Here is an 18,606-nt window from a genome sequence, read left to right on the forward strand (position 1 = left end):
ATTTTTGTTAAATGTTGTTAATAGGGATAAAACACAAACTACCTCATCTGTATGTACCTGGTTAAAACCCCCTGGCTGCTGAAAAAGCTTTATCCCCAACTTACCTGGGATATAAAATCAACTGACCGTTGCATTTATCTCACTTTTGACGACGGCCCTATACCAATTGTTACACCAGCTGTATTAAATATTTTAAAACAATACAATGCCAAAGCCACCTTTTTTTGCATTGGCGACAATGTACGCAAGCACCCCGATATTTTTGAACAGGTAAAAGCCGGCGGCCATGCCATAGGCAATCATACTTTCAATCATCTCAAAGGGTGGGAAACCGATACCCAAACCTATCTTGATAATTTTTTACAGGCCGATAAGTTGCTGGATACGCCGTTGTTTCGTCCTCCGTACGGGCGGATAAAAAGGGCGCAGATCCGGGCGCTGAAAGCAGCGAGACCCAATCTAAATATTTTTATGTGGGATGTGCTCAGCGGCGATTTTGATGCGGCCCTTAAACCTGAAGATTGCCTAAAAGGAGTGCTTAAATATACTGAAGCAGGATCGATGGTAGTATTTCATGACAGCATCAAAGCTTTTGATCGATTGGAGTATGTACTGCCGCGGGCTTTGGAGGTTTGGAGTAAGGAAGGGTATAGTTTTAAGAGTTTACAGTAAGCAATTGGCAGTGCTCTGTTGGCGACTGTAAGTTGTTAAACATTCTCATTTATTAAATACTGCTTACTGCACGATGAAAACTGCCAACTGAAAACCGCCAACCGGAAACTGCCTACTTTTTATACCTTTGCACCCATGAGCAACGAACTCACCGACAAGGCATTTTGGGCCGGTTACTGGGAATCAAAAAAAGACCTGGCTTTTAATGTGCCGGCTAATTATACTTTTCACAAGCTGCTAAAAAAGATTATCGATACCAATAAACCGGCGTCGGCTATAGAGCTTGGAGGTTTTCCGGGTTATTTTGCCATTTTTTTGAAGAAGTATTTCGGGTTAAAAACTACGCTGTTCGATTTTTATGTGCACCCAAAAGTTTTGAAGGAAGTACTGGATGCCAATCAGCTTAATGATCGGGACATCGCGGTTATTGAGGGTGACCTGTTCAAATATCAACCTGAAACCGAATATAGCCTGGTACTTTCATGCGGATTGATTGAACATTTTAACGACACGAAAGGCATTATTGAAAAACACCTCTCTTTCCTTAAACCGGGAGGCACACTGTTTATTACCCTGCCTAACTTTACCGGTGTTAACGGATGGGTACAGCGCAACTACGACCTTAATAACTACGAAAAACACAACATCAATAGTATGAACCCTCCATTATTGGCCAGCTATTGCGAGGAACTTGGCTTAAAAAATGTTGAGGCATATTATTACGGCAAATTTTCGGTTTGGCTGGAAGATAAAGCTAACAAGCCTGCCATAGCTAAAGCGATCACCAAACTAGTTTGGGTAGCAGGCAAGGTTTTTACCAAAATCATCCCGGTAGAATCAAAGCTATTGTCTCCTTACATTGTGGTTACCGCTACTAAATAGTGCTTATTCCCTCGCTTTAAGGAAACTATATTTTGCCAGCTTATGGTATAAGTATCCGCGCCTTTTCATTGCTTCCGAAAGCGTTTTGTCATCGGCCGGCCCACCAGTTAACTTAGTAACCCCAATTCTTTGGGAGCCATATATACCCGTATGCCCGCTAAAAAGATAGGCGGTGAAACAGGCCACGGCAAACAACAGGGCGTGTTCGCCACCAAAAAGTTCTATCCCCATAAAAGTACAGGCCAGCGGGGTATTAGTCGCGCCTGCAAAAACGGCTATGAAGCCCAAAGCAGCAAACAGGCTAACCGGCGCATCAAGTAAGCCGGATAAAGTGTTACCCAAAGTTGCGCCAATATAAAACAGCGGTGTTACCTCTCCGCCTTTAAAACCTGTACCTAAGGTTACGGTAGTGTAAATGGTTTTCCAGAGCCAGCTCCAGGTATCGGCACCGCCGGCATGAAAAGCCGAAGGGATTGTAACAGCACCAACATGTTCGGCATCTACCCCTAAACTCAGATAATCGGGTTTGCCATTAACAAAAGTAAGCGCGATAATGATCAGCCCGCCAATAAACGGGATCAACCAGGGCGTTTTGATGTATTGTGTAAAAAAACTTTTGATGCCATGTACCATTTTGGCAAAAAGGTAACTGACCAGCCCGAAAGCGATAGAAGCTACTATAGTTTTGAAGATCATTAACAAGTCGGTTGAAACGTAGCCTGAAAACCAATGCGGGATAACGGGAATAATATCAATATGATAAGGCGTATGATGAACACCCCAGGCGGCCACCGTAATATCCCCAACAATCCCGGCAATAAGACATGGCAGCAGCGCATTATATTGCACCCGGCCTATCGTCAGCACCTCCATTGCAAAAACAGCACCAGTTAACGGCGTACCAAATACCGCACCGAAACCCGCCGCTATGCCCGCGGTAAGTACTGTTTGGGTATCAGCTTCATTAAGCTTAAGCCATTTGCCTATCATTTGGGCTAAGCTACCGCCCATTTGCACCGCCGTCCCTTCTCGCCCGGCCGAGCCGCCAAACAAATGAGTGATAATAGTAGTGATCAGCACCAATGGGGCCATACGCTTAGGGACCCCGCCACCGGGGTTATGGATTTCATCAATAATCAAATTATTCCCCTTTTCGGCCGGACCACCAAAAAATTTATAAATAAAAAATATCGCGATACCTGCCAACGGCAGCAAATACAACAGCCAGTTATGTGCAAACCTAAAATGGATAGCCCAACTCAACAACCACAAGAATAAGGCAACCGCGCTGCCAATAACAACAGCTATGGGGATGATAATGACCGTCCACCGGAGGGCGTTTTTAAGAATTGCGAAATGTTGCGAAGAAAAAAGTTGATTTTGATTTTGCATGTTGCTGATATTTATGTACCCACAAAAAATTAGCACAGGATAAAAGCCCGTGAGTTAATTGTCTGTAGGCGCCATCAGCTTTTTAGGGCGGTTAAGTAGGAAGACACCATTTCCTTTTGTGACGCTAATATAGGTTTCTTTTGTTCTAAAACAAAAGTGTTAAAAGCTCGGGATGTGCGATTCCCCTCTTGAGAGGGGTGTAGGGGTGTGTTTCTGCTTTAGTAAGGCAATCGTACAAACACACCCCTGCTAATGCTCCTTCCCACCGCGCCCCCTCTCGAGAGGGGATCTAAAATCTACAAAATAAAATAGCCTTACTTAGCACGTATGCATGAGTAAGGCTATTTTCCCTTGTCGTTTGAACAGACCGGCTCAAGTTATCTACTTAAGCAACGCTTAGTGTTTCCACATCCTTAAGTGCCAGAAGCATTAATTTACCCTGGTATTCCACCCAGATGTCGGCGAAACTATTCTCATCGTACCCCATAAATTTTAATGGATGACCAATGTGCAGGTTTTTCCATTTCTTTCCGATGTACTTAAGGAGTTGTCCGCTTTTTAGTGTGTGCTTTGCCATAAGTTTTAACTTTTAGGAGTGAAAAACTAAATTAATTAACGAAACCGATAAAATTTAACTTTTTAAGAATATTTTTTGAATTGTATCAGGTTTATTACAACTGTTGGTTAAACAGCTTAGCTTTATTTTGCTCAATTACCTCAAGATAAAAGTTTTCATATTTGGGCAAAATGGTAGATAATTCAAACTCTTTGGCGTGTGCCAGTGCATTTTCTTTAAATTTAGCTAATCGTTCTTCATCCTCCAAAATAAATATTGCTTTTTCTGCCATACCGTCCACATCCCCTGGCTCTTTCAAAAAGCCTGTTACGCCATCAATATTTAATTCGGGCAAACCACCAGCATTACTGCTGATCACCGGCACTTTACAAGCCATAGCTTCAAGCGCCGCTAAACCAAAACTTTCTGACTGCGATGGCATCAGGAACAAATCGGATACTGAAAGGATTTCTTCAACAGCATCCTGTTTACCTAAAAAGCGCACGTTATCAGTAACGCCCAAATCGCGGCAAAGCTGCTCGCACATGGAACGTTCGGGGCCGTCGCCTACCATCAATAGTTTCGACGGGATCTTTTTAATCACTTTAGCAAAAATCTTCACTACATCTTCGGTACGTTTCACCTTACGGAAGTTGGAGGTATGTACCAGGATCTTTTCGCCCGAAGGTGCAATCGCTTTCTTAAAATGATCTTTAGGTTTAAGGCTAAACCTGCTAAGGTCAATAAAGTTAGGGATCACGAGGATATCCTTCTTAATATCAAAAAACTTATAGGTATCCTCTTTAAGGTTTTGCGATACGGCTGTTACACCATCGCTTTGGTTGATGGAAAAAGTAACAACCGGTTTAAAGGTGCGGTCTTTACCAACCAACGTAATATCTGTACCGTGCAGCGTAGTTACCACCGGGATGTAAATGCCATAGGTCATTAATATTTGCTTGGCCATAAACGCGGCCGAAGCATGGGGTATAGCATAATGCACATGCAGTACATCCAATTGTTCATGACGTACCACATCAACCAGCCTGCTTGCCAGGGCCAGCTCGTACGGCGGAAAATCGAACAGCGGATAGTTGGAAACCGAAACTTCGTGATAAAACAGGTTTTCGGAAAAGAGATCCAACCGCGCCGGCTGGTTATAGGTCACAAAATGAACCTGGTGACCACGGTCTGCAAGGGCTTTACCAAGTTCAGTGGCAACAACCCCGCTTCCGCCAAAGGTTGGGTAACAAACAATTCCGATCTTCATTAATATGTTTTAATTGGTGCAAGTTTAACTGCAATTTACATCAAATGTGTTAAGCTTGTGTAAAATGATGGATGGATGATAATTACTGCATATTTATTTTGCCGGCGTTGCCAACCATATCCGCTACCGAGTGTTTAAACATATATTAAATCCATAATAAACAACTGATTATCAACATGAGCAACCATATAAATTTAGCAATAAACGGAATACAACATATCGGCGTGCCGGTAACCAATATTGAAGCATCACAACAATTTTACGCCAGACTGGGCTTTAACAATGTAATGCAAGCCCCTTTTACCGATAACGGCGGTACCGGCACCTGCGTTATGATGCAGCGCGGCAATATGATCATGGAGCTTTACCAATTGCCTGAAGCTTCGCTGGCCGAGATCCGTTCAAGATCAAACGGGCACATTGATCACGTAGCCTTTGATGTTGATGATATCAACCTCGCCTTTAAAACTATTAAAGAAGCTGGCTTTAACGTGATCGAACCAGAGCCCGTGTTTTTACAATTCTGGAAAAATGGCTGCAAATATTTCAACATCACCGGGCCGGATGGCGAACGGTTGGAGTTTAACCAGGTACTTTGATTTGGGAATTCGGATTTTCAATTTCAGATTTAGTTATACATATAAAATAGGTAGTAAGCCAATGACAGCAACTTGATTGGCAAGCCGCTTGCAAATGGGATACTGAAAACAAATATGACTATCCGTTTAGTTATTCAACCATAATTCTTTCTAAGGCTATCTAAACATAATTGGCAATTTATTGTCGATATTTATACTATGCTTAAAGCAATTTGTCTCCATATCGCGTTCATCATTTTTACAGCGGGCTATTTGCTTGCCCAGCAGCCTGCGTTTAAAGGCGGACAGCAGGCGTTTAACGATTTTCTGAAGACAAAGATCATTTATCCTGAATACTCGCGGCAAAATTGTATTTCGGGAACCATCAATGTTTCGTTTATGGTTGATAAAGATGGTATGATACATGATGCAAAAATACAGGATGGCCCCGGTATCGATCTTGACGATGAAGCTTTGAGGGTTATTAAACTTACATCGGGCCAGTGGGTGGTTCCGGCGGGGTATAATCTTAAAACCAATATCGTTCAACCCATCCGTTTTGACCCTGATCCCGCACGTTGCGGGCCTGCCAGCATCCGCGATATGCAAAGCGCCATTGCCAGCTATAAAGCTCAGCAGGAACTGGAAAACGCGGTTACCAATTACTACAGCAATAAATACAAAGGCAAGGCCGATACCACCAAAGAGGCTATCATTATTAACCTAAAAAAACAACTTGGCTACGATGATGATTTTATAAACGATGTATTAAGCCAGGCCGGCGAAAAATTTAAACAAGGCGACAAAGAAGGCGCCTGTCATGACTGGAATTTTATCCGCAACATAGGCAGCGATAAGGCCGATAATTTTATAAAGAAGTATTGCGCCCACTAACCCCTAAAGGGAGAATATGCCACCAAATTCCCTAACTTGCCCTTGTTATGAAAACCGAACCTGAACTTCGCAAAAAAATAAAAACCTGGGTAATTGTATTTATCATCGGTCTGGTACTAAGTGGTGTAACCGCTTTCCCTATCGAAACTGAACTTGCCTGGCTTGCTAGTCATGCCTCCGTATTTCCGGGATTTATGCAGAACTGGCTAACCAATGTTTATCTCGCTGTAAAAACAACCAATCAAAACTATCCTTACCTGGCGTATGGTACCGACTGGCTGGCTTTCGGTCACCTTGTTATTGCTATGGCATTTGTTGGTCCGCTGAAAGATCCGGTTAAAAACATTTGGATAATTGAGTTTGGCATGATTGCCTGTATAATGGTGTTCCCGCTGGCCTTTATTGCCGGCCCAATCCGCAGTATCCCCGTTTACTGGCGGTTCATTGACTGCTGCTTCGGTATTTTTGGGATCATCCCTTTATATATCGTTTACCGGGATATTAAAAAGTTGGAAAAGCTGAGCAATCAGAACATTGCTCCTTCACATTAAAAAAACAAATATTAGCCGGTCAAATTCAATTTATGCCTCATCGGCTATTCCGCGTTTATTCTTTTAAAATGCCCTCCTCTGCGTGTATGTTAAAACATTCGTACAAAATGTATGAACATATCATTTTTCATGCTATATTGCCCCCGCTAAATCAATTTGAGAACACAAATATGTATTTGCAAATTGTACTATAAATTATATAACTTTAATTTCTGTTTAACCAATTTTAAACCCATGTACCGGAAGTTGTATTATGTGTGGCTTACAATAGCCATCTGCATGCTGTACACGCTTTATTCCTGCCATTCATCCGGCGGGATAGCCGAAGAACAGGTGCCCGATACTATCAGCTACAACTTTAATATCCGCCCAATACTTTCAGACAAGTGCTATAAATGCCACGGCCCTGATGCTTCTCATCGTGAAGCCGACCTTAGGCTTGATCTTCCGGAGAGCGCCTATAAGGCATTAAAAGATAACCCATCTTCGCACGCGCTTGTACCCGGAGATCCTATGCAATCGGAGGTTTATCGCCGAATCTCTACCAAAGATACTACCGAGCAGATGCCGCCGGCATCATCCAATCTTAAGAGATTATCGCCCTATGAAGTTGAACTCATTCACAAGTGGATAAAACAGGGCGCCAAATATGAAAAGCACTGGGCTTTTGTCGCTCCGCGAAATTACCCGGTTCCGCAGGTAAAAAACGCGGCATGGCCTAAAAATGCTATCGATAATTTCATACTGCAAAAAATGGAGCAGGCCAGCCTGGAACCTAATCCCGAAGCGGATAAAGAACGCCTGCTGAAACGCATTTCACTCGATTTGACCGGTCTGCCGCCATCCCTTGCTTTAATGGATGAGTTTTTAGCCGATAAAAGCGCCAATGCTTACGAAAAAATGGTGGACAAGCTGATGGCAACTCCGCAATACGGCGAAAAAATGGCGCTGCACTGGCTGGATGTTGCCCGCTATGCCGACTCGCACGGTTATCAGGATGATAATTACCGCACCCAATGGCCATGGCGCGACTGGGTGATCCACGCCTATAATGAAAACCTGCCTTATGATAAATTCATTACCTGGCAGTTGGCGGGTGATCAACTACCCAACGCCACTAAGGAACAGTTGCTGGCAACAGGCTTTAACCGCAACCATAAAATAACCGAAGAAGGCGGCGTAATTGATGAGGAATACCGGGTTAGTTATGTAACCGACCGAACTAATACCTTCGGCAAAGCACTATTGGGCGTCACATTGGAATGCGCTCATTGTCACGACCATAAATACGACCCTTTTTCGCAAAAAGAGTACTACCAGGTTTATGCCTTTTTTAATAACGTGAAAGAGGTAGGCCTGCAATCAACTGTGGGCGGGCCTGAAACCTATGCTAAAAACCCGATGATGCAGATCAGCAATGACGATGTTAAAAAGATCCTGACTTTTGTGAACAAGCGCGATACCGATAAGCTCATCGTATCCATCATGACGGATAGTGACAAGGTGCGGCCGACATACATCCTCAAACGAGGCAACTACGATGCCCATGGCGATGAGGTGCAGGCCGGTACGCCGAAATCCATTTTGCCATTTACCAATAACTACCCAAAAAACCGCCTGGGTTTGGCCGAATGGCTGTTCAATAAAAACAACCCGCTTACCGCCCGTGTATTTGTAAACCAGATGTGGCAGGAGTTTTTTGGCAAGGGCATCGTAAAAAGCTCCGGAGATTTCGGTATGCAGGGAGATCTGCCATCGCACCCCGAACTGCTGGACTGGCTCGCGGTTGATTTCCGCGATCATGGCTGGAATATTAAACGGCTGGTAAAACAGATGGTAATGTCGGCCACTTACCGGCAATCGGCAGCGGCCACACCCGAAAAACTGAAGGAAGATCCGGATAATACTTTATTAGCCCGGGGCCCAAGGGGCCGTTTACCTGCCGAATTTGTCCGTGACCTGGTGTTGGCCAGCAGCGGGCTGCTTAATCCAACCATCGGCGGTCCGAGTGTTAACCCTTACCAGCCGCCGGGCCTTTGGGAAAATGCCACCTCGGGCAGGGGGATTTTGGCGAATTACAAACAGGTGCATGGGCCAAACCTGTACCGCAGGGGAATGTATACCCTAATTAAACGTACCGTTCCGCCAGCATCCTTAGGTATTTTTGATGCCAGCAACCGCGACCAGTGCGAAGTAAAACGCCTGCGTACCAATACCCCATTGCAGGCACTGGTAATGCTCAATGACCCAACCGTATTGGAAAGCGCGAGGGTTTTAGCTGCAAAGCTTTTGCATGATAAAAGCACGCCGACAGCAAAGATCACCAAAGCGTTCCGCTTGATCCTCTGCCGCCATCCGCAGGAAAAAGAACTGGCTATTTTAACTTCATACTATACAGATGAACTAAAAACCATGAAAAAGGCCGATGCCGAAAAATTGCTAACCGTGGGCGAATACCCGGTACCGGCCAATCTGGATAAAATAACACTGGCAGCTATGATGAAAGTGGTTGATACCATGTATAATCTGGAAGAAGCCATAACAAAAACCTGAGCACATGGAAAAAGATTTTTTAGAAAACAGGCTTAACATCAACCGGCGCAGGTTTCTATCCAGGCTCAGTTTGGGTATTGGCAGCGTAGCATTGGGTTCATTGCTCATTCCTGATCTGTTTAGCGGCAAGGGAGATGAAGCCGAAGCTGATTTTATTCCTGGCATTCCCAATTTTGCGCCTAAAGCCAAACGGGTGATCTACCTGTTTCAGGATGGGGCACCTTCGCAACTGGAATCATTTGATTACAAGCCAAAACTTCGCGAAATGATGGGGCAGGAATTACCTGCATCCGTTCGCGGCAACCAGATCCTGACAGGCATGACGGCTAAACAGGCTTCGTTCCCGCTGGTAGGTTCATTTTATGATTTTAAGCAATATGGCGAGTCGCGTGCCTGGATCAGCGATATGTTTCCGCACATAGGTAAAATTGCCGATGACATCTGCATTATTAAATCGCTTAACACCGATGCCATTAACCATGACCCCGCGCTAACTTTTTTCCAGACAGGGGCGCAGCAGGGCAACCGCCCAAGCATGGGGTCGTGGGTAAGCTACGGCCTCGGCAGCGAAAACAAAAACCTGCCGGCTTTCACCGTATTGCTCTCTAAAGGCAAGGGAAACGGGCAGGGTGTTTATTCCAAACTGTGGAGCAATGGCTTTTTAGATTCCATTCACCAGGGTGTACAGTTCAGCAGCGGCGAAGACCCAATCCTGTACCTGAATGATCCTGAAGGACTGAACCGTCACGAGCGCCGTAAAATGCTGGATAAACTGGCCGAGCTCAATGACATGAACTACAAAGAGTTTGGCGACCCGGAAATAAATACCAAGGTACAGCAATATGAAATGGCCTACCGCATGCAAACCGCCGTACCCGAAATTATGGACGTAAGCAAGGAATCAGATGATATTGTGAAGATGTATGGCCCGGAGTGCCTTATCCCTGGTACGTATGCGGCTAACTGTTTGCTGGCCCGTAAGCTATCAGAAAACGGCGTGCGCTTTGTACAGCTCTATCACCAGGGCTGGGACCAGCACAGCAACCTGCCACAAGAAATGGCAGGGCAGGCCAAAGATGTAGACCAGGCGTCGGCAGCGCTGGTTACCGATTTGAAACAACGTGGTTTACTGGATGAAACACTCGTGATCTGGGGCGGTGAGTTCGGACGAACCAACTACAGCCAGGGTAAGTTGGAGAAAGCTAATTATGGGCGCGATCATCATCCCCGCTGTTTCAGCATTTGGATGGCCGGCGGCGGCATTAAACCGGGCATCGTTTACGGCGAAACAGATGAGTTTGGGTATAACATTGTAAAAGATCCGGTGCATGTGCATGACTTTCATGCCACCGTCTTAAATCAATTAGGTATCGACCATAAAAAACTAACTTATAAAAGCCAGGGCAGAAGATATAGATTAACGGATGTAGCGGGGAATGTAGTGAAGGGGATCATAGCGTAGCCCCCTCTAAACCCTCCCCATTCAACTATGTCATTGCGAGGTACGAAGCAATCGCACGGAGGCCGAGGCACTATGCAAGTCCGCCCTGTAAAGTTCGCGATTGCTTCGTTCCTCGCAATGACGGGATGAACAAGAATTCAAAAAATCGGTGTAATCAAAAGAAATAATCAGCGAAATCAACGCAATCATAAAAATCAACGGTATGGAAAGAAGAGAATTTATCAAGCACACTTCAGTTTTATCAGCAGGCTTTTTTATAGCTAAAGACATGTTAGCAAAAGATAACGGGCCAATTTACGGCCACGGAAATATGCGCTATCGCATGGATAAAAACTGGAGCAAGGCCGATTCGCAGAAGAACCCGGTGAATGATTGCCACGAGATGGTGCAGGATTCAAAAGGCCGCATTTTGCTGCTCACCAACGAAACCCAAAATAATGTGCTCATCTATAATAAATCGGGCAAGCTGCTAAGTACCTGGGGGCATGATTTCCCCGGCGCACATGGCCTCACCCTGTTTAATGAAAACGGCACCGAAGTACTGTTCATAACCGATACCGTAAAGCACCAGGTTTATAAAACCACATTAGATGGTCGTATATTAATGACCATTAATGTGCCGCTCGAAACCGGCGTTTACAAAAAATCCGAAGAATTTGTTCCCACCGAAACTACAATCGACAGCAATGGCGATATTTTTATTGCAGATGGTTATGGTGTCCAATATGTTACCCATTATGATAAAGATGGCAAACTGAAAGGTTTCTTCGGTGGTAAAGGCGAGGGCGACGAACACCTGGATAATGCCCATGGCATCGTGATCGACAGAAGATACGACACACCTACCTTGCTGGTTACCGACCGCACCCGCAATTGCTTTAAACGCTTCAGTATGGATGGAAAACTACAGGAAGTAATTAAGCTTCCGGGAGCATGCGTTTGCCGCCCGGTAATTAAGGGCGATCATTTATATGCCGCTGTACTGCGTTCGCCCGATCTGGGCAAGGAAAATACCGGCTTTACTACGATATTAGATAAAAACAACAAAGTGGTATCCAACCTTGGAGGCACCGAGCCGGTTTATACCGATGGCGTACTGCAGCCCATGGCACAGGCCGAAAAGATTTTCCTGAACCCGCACGATGTTTGTGTGGATAATGATGAGAATTTGTATGTGGCTCAATGGGCATCGGGCAAGGTATATCCTTATAAATTCACAAGGGTTTAATTAATACACATACAGCCCGGCGTATATGAAAAGCAGCCACAAAGGTTTTGCGGAAGGGACATTATTTGCCCTTAATATTTTTATTATAGTGCTGCTGATAGCCGGCGACAGCCTGGTTGTGCCCCGCTGGCTGCAACCGGTTGGCCGCATGCACCCGCTCATTCTGCATTTCCCCATCGTGATACTGATGCTGGCCATGGTGATGGAGTTTTTCCGTTACCGGGCCGAGTTTATTAACGAAAAACTGTATCAAACTTTTACAAGTTACCTGCTGCTTTTGGGCGCACTGCTATCCTCTATAACGGTGATCATGGGCTTGTTCCTGTCAAGAGAACCTGGCTATGAGGGAGATACCTTGCAATGGCATAAATGGTTTGGGGTAAGCGTGGCCTTTGCCGGGTACGGCGTATATCTCATCCGTCATACGTCAAAGTATACGGTAAGGCTGGCTAAAGCCGGAGCTATAATAACCGTTTTCTGTTTAATTGTTGCCGGGCACCTTGGCGGCAACCTTACCCATGGCAACGATTTTGTTTTAGCCCCGGTAATGGATAAGAGCAAAAACGTGGTACCGATAGACCAGGCCCTGGTTTATAACGATGTGATCCGCCCGATATTTGAGGTTAAATGCCAAAGCTGCCATAATATCGATAAAAAGAAAGGCGGCCTAATGCTTACCGATTCGGCAGCAATCATAAAGGGTGGAAAAACCGGCAAACTGTTCATCGCCGGCGACCCAGCCATGAGCCTGTTGCTGCAGCGCGTGCACCTGCCCGAAAACGAGAAAAAACACATGCCGCCTACCGGTAAAACACAACTTACTGATGATGAAAAAATGCTGCTTTACCTTTGGGTAAAAAGTAAAGCACGCTTCGGCAAAAAAGTGATCGACTTGCCAGCTAACGATTCGTTACGGATGATAGCCGCCACCCGTTTAAAGCCCGCAGAAAGCGAAGAAGAGGTTTATGATTTTTCGGCAGCCAATGAAAAAGAAATTCAAAAGCTGAACAACAACTACCGGGTGGTTTATCCGCTGGCCAGCGAGTCGCCGGCATTAGCGGTTAATATTTACAATAAAAGCACCTATAACGTAAAAGTGCTGGAGGAGTTAAATCCTGTAAAAAAACAGGTGGTATCGCTCGATCTGAATAAGATGCCCGTAAAGGACGCCGACCTGAAAACGATTGCCAAATTTGAAAACCTCCGCAGGCTAAACCTTAACTTCAGTGATGTTACGGGCAAAGGCTTAAAGGAATTAGCAGGTTTAAAATACCTCAAAAGTATTTCGCTAACGGGTGTTAAACTTAATATAGCCGATGTAAAACAGCTCATCGCTATAAAAAGCCTTAATGAACTGGCGGTATGGGATAGCGGCCTGAACCTGGCCGATCTGCAATCGCTTCAAAAACAAAACCCTAAACTCAGCCTTTTAACGGGCTTTAAGGATGATGGCAAGGCGCTTAAACTCACCAGTCCGCAGTTAAAAAATACGGCGGTTATATTTAAGCAGAATTATGCTTTGCAACTTAGCAACCCTATAAAAGGTGCGGATATTCGGTACACTACTGATGGTTCGGTGCCTGATAGTATCAAGGCTGCATCTTACAAACCGGGAATTATACTTACCCGAAGTACTGCGATCAGGACAAGGGCGTTTAAAGCGGGATGGATTGGCAGCGATACCGTACAATTCAATGTTTATAAATGTGCCTATACGCCCGATAGCATTAACTTTGTCAAATATCCTGACGACAAATACAAAGGCGATGGCGCTAAAACAATTATCGATAAAGAATTAGGCGGCGACAATTTTGGCAACGGAAAATGGGTTGCATCGCAAAAGGATCTGGCGGTGATCATGTGGTTTAATAAACCAATTGATCTGCATTCGGTTGGTCTCAATGTAATGCGCAATACAGGTTCCCAGATCTTTTTGCCCGCCGGGGTTGAGGTTTGGGGAGGCTCTGATCAAAACCATTTGAAGTTGTTAAGTACACTTAAAACAGGGGCGCCAAAAAAATCTGACCCGTTTGTTTTGACCCCATTGGAATGTAAGTTAAAATCCGAACAAAAGATATCCTGCATCAAACTGGTTGCCCAACCGCTTAAAAGTGTACCGGCATGGCATCCGGCCAAAGGCAGACCGGGCTGGGTGTTCTTGGATGAGGTGTTTTTGAATTGAGGCTTGACAACTAATAGCATCTTGCGCTCTCCTGTGATTCTTTAACCGACCATCCCGACAAAAGAAACCCGGGAGCATGCAAGCTATCTTAAACGCTTTATCTTAGAAAAGAAAAACGGAAGCATCAGTCCGGAGCCAGGTTATTGTCTTGCAAAAAGGCTTAGAAAAGTAATTCGGCCCACTTTTTCTCTCATTCGCCAATCTGCATAATATTTCATTAATTTGCTTAGCCGATTAAAACCAGGCAGCGATATTTCTATTCTTTATTGATGGATAAAAAATTAAACAAGATCACAGTTGTTGGCGGAGGGAGCTGGGCTACGGCTAATATCAAAATGCTTATCGACAACACCGCCCCAAAAGAAATTTTTTGGTGGATGCGTAACGCCGAAGCTGTGGAACATTTGAAAAAGTTTGCGCGTAACCCGCATTACCTGAGTTCGGTGGAGATCAAACTTCCCGAACAGAATATATCTACCGATCTGAAACCGCTTATCGCGGCTGCTGACATTGTGTTGCTTAATGTACCGGCTGCTTTTTTGAAAGATGCGCTAAAAGATATAACTGCTGCCAATCTGAAAGGGAAAAAGATAGTATCGGCTATAAAAGGTATCGTGCCCGATGAAAACCTGATAATTGCCGAATTCCTCCATCAAAAATACGATATATCGTTTGATGATTTTATGGTGATCAGCGGTCCGTGCCATGCCGAGGAAGTGGCGCTCGAAAAATTATCATATTTAACTATAGCTTCCGGAGATACAAGACTTGCCTCGCAGTTTGCGGGCATGATCAATACCCGGTATATCAAAACAAACATTTCTGATGATATCTATGGTACAGAATACGGGGCTGTTTTGAAGAATGTATACGCCATTGCCAGTGGTATTTGCCATGGTGTGGGCTATGGAGATAATTTCCAGGCGGTGCTGATATCAAACGCCATTCGCGAATTGGAGCGTTTTGTCGCCGCTGTACATCCTATCGACAGGGATATTAAAGAATCGGCTTACCTGGGGGATTTGCTGGTTACCGCTTATTCGCAATTTAGCCGCAACCGTACCTTTGGTAACATGATAGGCAAGGGATATACAGTAACATCGGCCCAACTGGAAATGAACATGATTGCCGAGGGGTACTATGCAGTAAATTGCCTACACGAGGTTAATAAGCAATACGGCGTGAGCATCCCTATCTGCGAAGCTGTTTATGCTATTTTATATCAAAAACGCTCACCTGTAGTAGAAATGAGAAATTTGGCCGAGAAATTGAGTTGATTTTATTAAAGAAACTTAATTACTGTCAATATGAAAAATCTATTTAAAATAGCCTTGTTTGCTGCTGGTACATTTATGGTTAGCCCGGGCTTTGCCCAAACGCATAAGGATTCAACCCTCGGTGGGAAGATCAGCAAAACCACAAAAAAAATAGGCCATAAAACATCCGAAATTGCGGCTAAAGGCGCAGCTACGGTAGCTGATAAGAAATATGCCGGCAAGGTTGGCCCTAATGGCGAAACCATTTACATTGATAAATATTCGCATTATTTTTATGTGAATAAAAAAGGTCACCGGGTATATCTGAAAAAATCTGAACTGATAGATAAACCTGCCCAATAATTAAATTCAACAAAGGTGTAAGCCTTTCTAAAAAAATCCTGATCCGTCATGAAAAAGTTTGCTCCCATATTTGCTGCAGTTGCAGGCATGTTATTGATATACGCTTGTTCTCAGCCGCCGGCTGCCAATAAAAAGCTGGAAGGTAACTGGAAATCCAAGGATGGTGCTACCAAGCTTTCAATAACGGATAAAGATTTTATTATGGACGACGGGCAGGCAAGCAAAGAGGATTATTTTGTAAAAAATGATACCATTTACACCTCATACCAGGGGAGCAGGCCTTATACCAAGTTTTTTATTAAGGAACTTACCGACAGTAAGCTAACGCTTTGTTATCCTGATTCGGATATTGTTGAATTTAGCCGTTAATGTAAGCGGAAAGCTGAATGCCTAAAGCTCATAAGTTTTATGGATAGGTTGAAGTTTGCTTATAACCAGAAAAGGCGGGCTTATATATAAAACAAAAGCCTTTGTTCCCGTATGCAGCGGTAAAAAGGCTTTGTTAACAAAACTAAACTAAAACTAATGCTTCTTACTAAAGGAAGCTCATGAAAACCACCACATGCTTTGCACATGGTGGTTTTTTTATGATGGATGATTAAAATCTCCTTCTGCGCTCAGGACGATCTTCACGGGGTTTGCCTGAAAAGTCGCGGAAACCACCGCCATTGCTGTGCTCGCGCCTTTCGTTGCCACGGTAACCACCGCCTTCACGACGCTCGCCACCACGGTAACCACCTTCACGGCGGTCTCCGCCACGGTATCCGCCTTCTCTGCGGTCGCCACTACGGTATCCGCCTTCACGGCGTTCGCCACCGCTACGGTTATCGCTGGTGCCTTCGCCTGAGATCTCGATCCTTACCGGACGACCTTTGTATTCGGCTTCTTTAAAGCTGGCCATCACTTTATCAACATCTTCGTTTTGTACTTCAAAGAAAGAGTACACACCTTTAACATCGATTTTACCTACGGTACGGCCACTGATTTTGGTAGTGTTGCAAATGTAACCTAACAAATCGCCACGGTTAAATTCATCAACCGAACCTAAGTTTATGAATAAACGGGTAAAGTTGCCACGTACACCATTGCCGCGTTCGCCACGATCTTCAAACCTGTTACGGCCCTCTTCAACACTGGCGTTAAGGTCAGGTGCATTTTTATAGTAATCAAGGAAACGGTTAAACTCAATTGAAGCAAAGCGTTTGATGAAATCTTCCTTGGTGAAATCTTTAAACTCGTCATAAATGCGCGGCAGGTATTGCTCAATCTGCTCTTCGTTAACAGTTACGTTATGTACTTTGTGAACGATAGAGAATAATTGTTTTTCGCAAACATCAAAACCTGTAGGAATTTCTGCTTTTACGAACTTTTTACCAATAACGCGCTCAATCTGGCGGATTTTGCCTAATTCTTTCGCGTTTACGATAGAGATAGATACACCGGTTTTACCTGCACGGGCGGTACGGCCGCTACGGTGGGTGTAGTTTTCAATTTCGTCAGGTAATGAATAGTTAATAACGTGTGTTACGTCATTAACGTCGATACCACGGGCTGCAACGTCAGTAGCAATTAATAATTGCAGGCTGCGCTCACGGTAGCGTTTCATTACTTTATCGCGTTGTTGCTGTGAAAGGTCACCATGCAATGAATCGGCATTGTAGCCGTCTTTGATCAGCGATTCAGCAATTTCCTGGGTTTCAATTTTGGTACGGCAAAATACGATACCAAAAATATCAGGATTAAAGTCAACAATACGTTTAAACGCGGCATACTTGTCACGGGCACGTACTATATAGTACTCATGCTCGATATTGGCATTGCCGGTGTTTTTTGCGCCCATGGTAAGCTCGAAAGGATCGGTCATGTATTTTTTCGCGATCCGCCTTACTTCGGCAGGCATAGTGGCCGAGAATAGCCAGGTTTTTTTCTCTTCGGGTGTGGTAGATAAGATACTATCAATGTCTTCCTGAAAGCCCATATTGAGCATTTCATCAGCCTCATCCAATACTACATACTTCACAGCCGAAAAATCAATAGCCTTACGGTTAATGATATCAAGCATACGCCCTGGTGTAGCAACTACGATCTGTACGCCGCGTTTAATCTGGCGTAACTGGTCCATAATGCTTGCTCCGCCATAAACAGCAACAACGTGTACGTTGCTCATTTTTTTGGAGTAGTTCTTAATGTCGTTCGCGATTTGTAAACAAAGTTCGCGTGTTGGGCATAAAACAAGTGCCTGTGGATGATTTTCTTCGAAATCAAGCAGTTCCAATAATGGTAGGCCAAAGGCAGCAGTTTTTCCGGTCCCGGTTTGGGCTAATCCGACAAAATCGTTGCTGCCTGTTAACAATACCGGGATTGACTGCTCCTGGATTGGTGTAGGATTCTCAAATCCTAACTCAGAGATGGCATTAACAATATCATGACGGATTCCCAGTTCAATAAATGGGTTGTTCATGAATTTAAATAACGAATTTGACAACATCGTCAAATCGGGCGCAAAGATAGTGTTAATGTTTTATAATTCCAATAGGTGGGTTGAGATAAAATGAAGTTTGGTAGTATTATTGAGAATAAGCTACTAATTGACTGAAAAAAAACCAGTTAATTAATAATTTCATAACAAGGATTACTTTTTTCTCCGGTTTTTAAAGCCCGATTTTTGATAACAAGGAGCTTTAGTAAGCATGAAAACCATCAATCCATTACCTGCTTTTTACACCAGTATTGCAAAAAATGAACTTAGGGCTTCAACCACAACTCC

General features: G+C 44.3%; 16 protein-coding genes and 1 riboswitch. Of the genes, 12 read left to right on the top strand and 4 right to left on the bottom strand.

The genetic code is table 11. The features are described from left to right. The first annotated feature begins 51 nt into the window (after positions 1-51). Positions 52-672, top strand: coding sequence for a polysaccharide deacetylase family protein (locus FHW88_RS11125; RefSeq protein WP_176625426.1), 621 nt, complete (start codon positions 52-54; stop codon positions 670-672). Positions 673-807: 135 nt separating this feature from the next. Further along, positions 808-1,554 (top strand): class I SAM-dependent methyltransferase, encoded by a 747-nt coding sequence (locus FHW88_RS11130; protein WP_176625428.1) that lies wholly within the window; start codon positions 808-810, stop codon positions 1,552-1,554. A 3-nt stretch (positions 1,555-1,557) separates the two neighbouring features. On the opposite strand, the gene FHW88_RS11135 is transcribed toward FHW88_RS11130, so the two are convergent. The 3 genes from FHW88_RS11135 to bshA form a co-directional block, all read right to left on the bottom strand. Continuing rightward, positions 1,558-2,946, bottom strand: coding sequence for a voltage-gated chloride channel family protein (locus FHW88_RS11135; RefSeq protein ID WP_176625430.1), 1,389 nt, complete (start codon positions 2,944-2,946; stop codon positions 1,558-1,560). A gap of 58 nt (positions 2,947-3,004) precedes the next feature. Then, a riboswitch (Fluoride riboswitch) is annotated at positions 3,005-3,069 on the bottom strand. Positions 3,070-3,331: 262 nt separating this feature from the next. Further along, positions 3,332-3,523: a hypothetical protein gene (locus FHW88_RS11140; protein ID WP_090530691.1), complete on the bottom strand. Its 192-nt coding sequence runs from the start codon at positions 3,521-3,523 to the stop codon at positions 3,332-3,334. A gap of 94 nt (positions 3,524-3,617) precedes the next feature. Next, positions 3,618-4,772 (bottom strand): N-acetyl-alpha-D-glucosaminyl L-malate synthase BshA, encoded by a 1,155-nt coding sequence (gene bshA, locus FHW88_RS11145; protein WP_176625432.1) that lies wholly within the window; start codon positions 4,770-4,772, stop codon positions 3,618-3,620. 176 nt (positions 4,773-4,948) lie between these two features. On the opposite strand from bshA, the gene FHW88_RS11150 reads away from it, so the two are divergent. The 10 genes from FHW88_RS11150 (at position 4,949) to FHW88_RS11195 (ending at position 16,208) form a co-directional block, all read left to right on the top strand. Continuing rightward, on the top strand, positions 4,949-5,371 hold the full coding sequence (locus tag FHW88_RS11150; RefSeq protein ID WP_176625434.1) for a VOC family protein: 423 nt from the start codon (positions 4,949-4,951) through the stop codon (positions 5,369-5,371). Positions 5,372-5,569: 198 nt separating this feature from the next. Beyond that, positions 5,570-6,244 (top strand): energy transducer TonB, encoded by a 675-nt coding sequence (locus tag FHW88_RS11155; protein WP_176625436.1) that lies wholly within the window; start codon positions 5,570-5,572, stop codon positions 6,242-6,244. 47 nt (positions 6,245-6,291) lie between these two features. Then, entirely contained in the window at positions 6,292-6,795 is a 504-nt protein-coding gene (locus FHW88_RS11160; protein WP_176625438.1) for a hypothetical protein, read from the top strand. Between the two features lie 234 nt (positions 6,796-7,029). Then, entirely contained in the window at positions 7,030-9,348 is a 2,319-nt protein-coding gene (locus FHW88_RS11165; protein WP_176625440.1) for a PSD1 and planctomycete cytochrome C domain-containing protein, read from the top strand. Between the two features lie 4 nt (positions 9,349-9,352). Then, positions 9,353-10,810 (top strand): DUF1501 domain-containing protein, encoded by a 1,458-nt coding sequence (locus FHW88_RS11170; protein WP_176625442.1) that lies wholly within the window; start codon positions 9,353-9,355, stop codon positions 10,808-10,810. A 202-nt stretch (positions 10,811-11,012) separates the two neighbouring features. Next, complete coding sequence (locus tag FHW88_RS11175) at positions 11,013-12,038, top strand: 6-bladed beta-propeller (protein ID WP_176625444.1); 1,026 nt, start codon at positions 11,013-11,015, stop codon at positions 12,036-12,038. Positions 12,039-12,063: 25 nt separating this feature from the next. Next, a complete protein-coding gene (locus FHW88_RS11180; RefSeq protein ID WP_176625446.1) occupies positions 12,064-14,220 on the top strand; it encodes a DUF2231 domain-containing protein in 2,157 nt (718 codons plus the stop codon). 269 nt (positions 14,221-14,489) lie between these two features. After that, positions 14,490-15,497: an NAD(P)H-dependent glycerol-3-phosphate dehydrogenase gene (locus FHW88_RS11185; protein WP_176625448.1), complete on the top strand. Its 1,008-nt coding sequence runs from the start codon at positions 14,490-14,492 to the stop codon at positions 15,495-15,497. A gap of 30 nt (positions 15,498-15,527) precedes the next feature. Beyond that, entirely contained in the window at positions 15,528-15,839 is a 312-nt protein-coding gene (locus FHW88_RS11190; protein WP_091215277.1) for a hypothetical protein, read from the top strand. Positions 15,840-15,887: 48 nt separating this feature from the next. Continuing rightward, a complete protein-coding gene (locus tag FHW88_RS11195; protein WP_090530718.1) occupies positions 15,888-16,208 on the top strand; it encodes a hypothetical protein in 321 nt (106 codons plus the stop codon). 229 nt (positions 16,209-16,437) lie between these two features. Here the strand turns inward: FHW88_RS11195 and FHW88_RS11200 are convergent, their stop codons facing one another. Next, a complete protein-coding gene (locus tag FHW88_RS11200) occupies positions 16,438-18,300 on the bottom strand; it encodes a DEAD/DEAH box helicase (RefSeq protein ID WP_176625450.1) in 1,863 nt (620 codons plus the stop codon). Positions 18,301-18,606 lie beyond the last annotated feature (306 nt).

It is taken from the genome of Mucilaginibacter sp. SG538B, assembly GCF_013376065.1.
Taxonomy (GTDB): domain Bacteria; phylum Bacteroidota; class Bacteroidia; order Sphingobacteriales; family Sphingobacteriaceae; genus Mucilaginibacter; species Mucilaginibacter rubeus.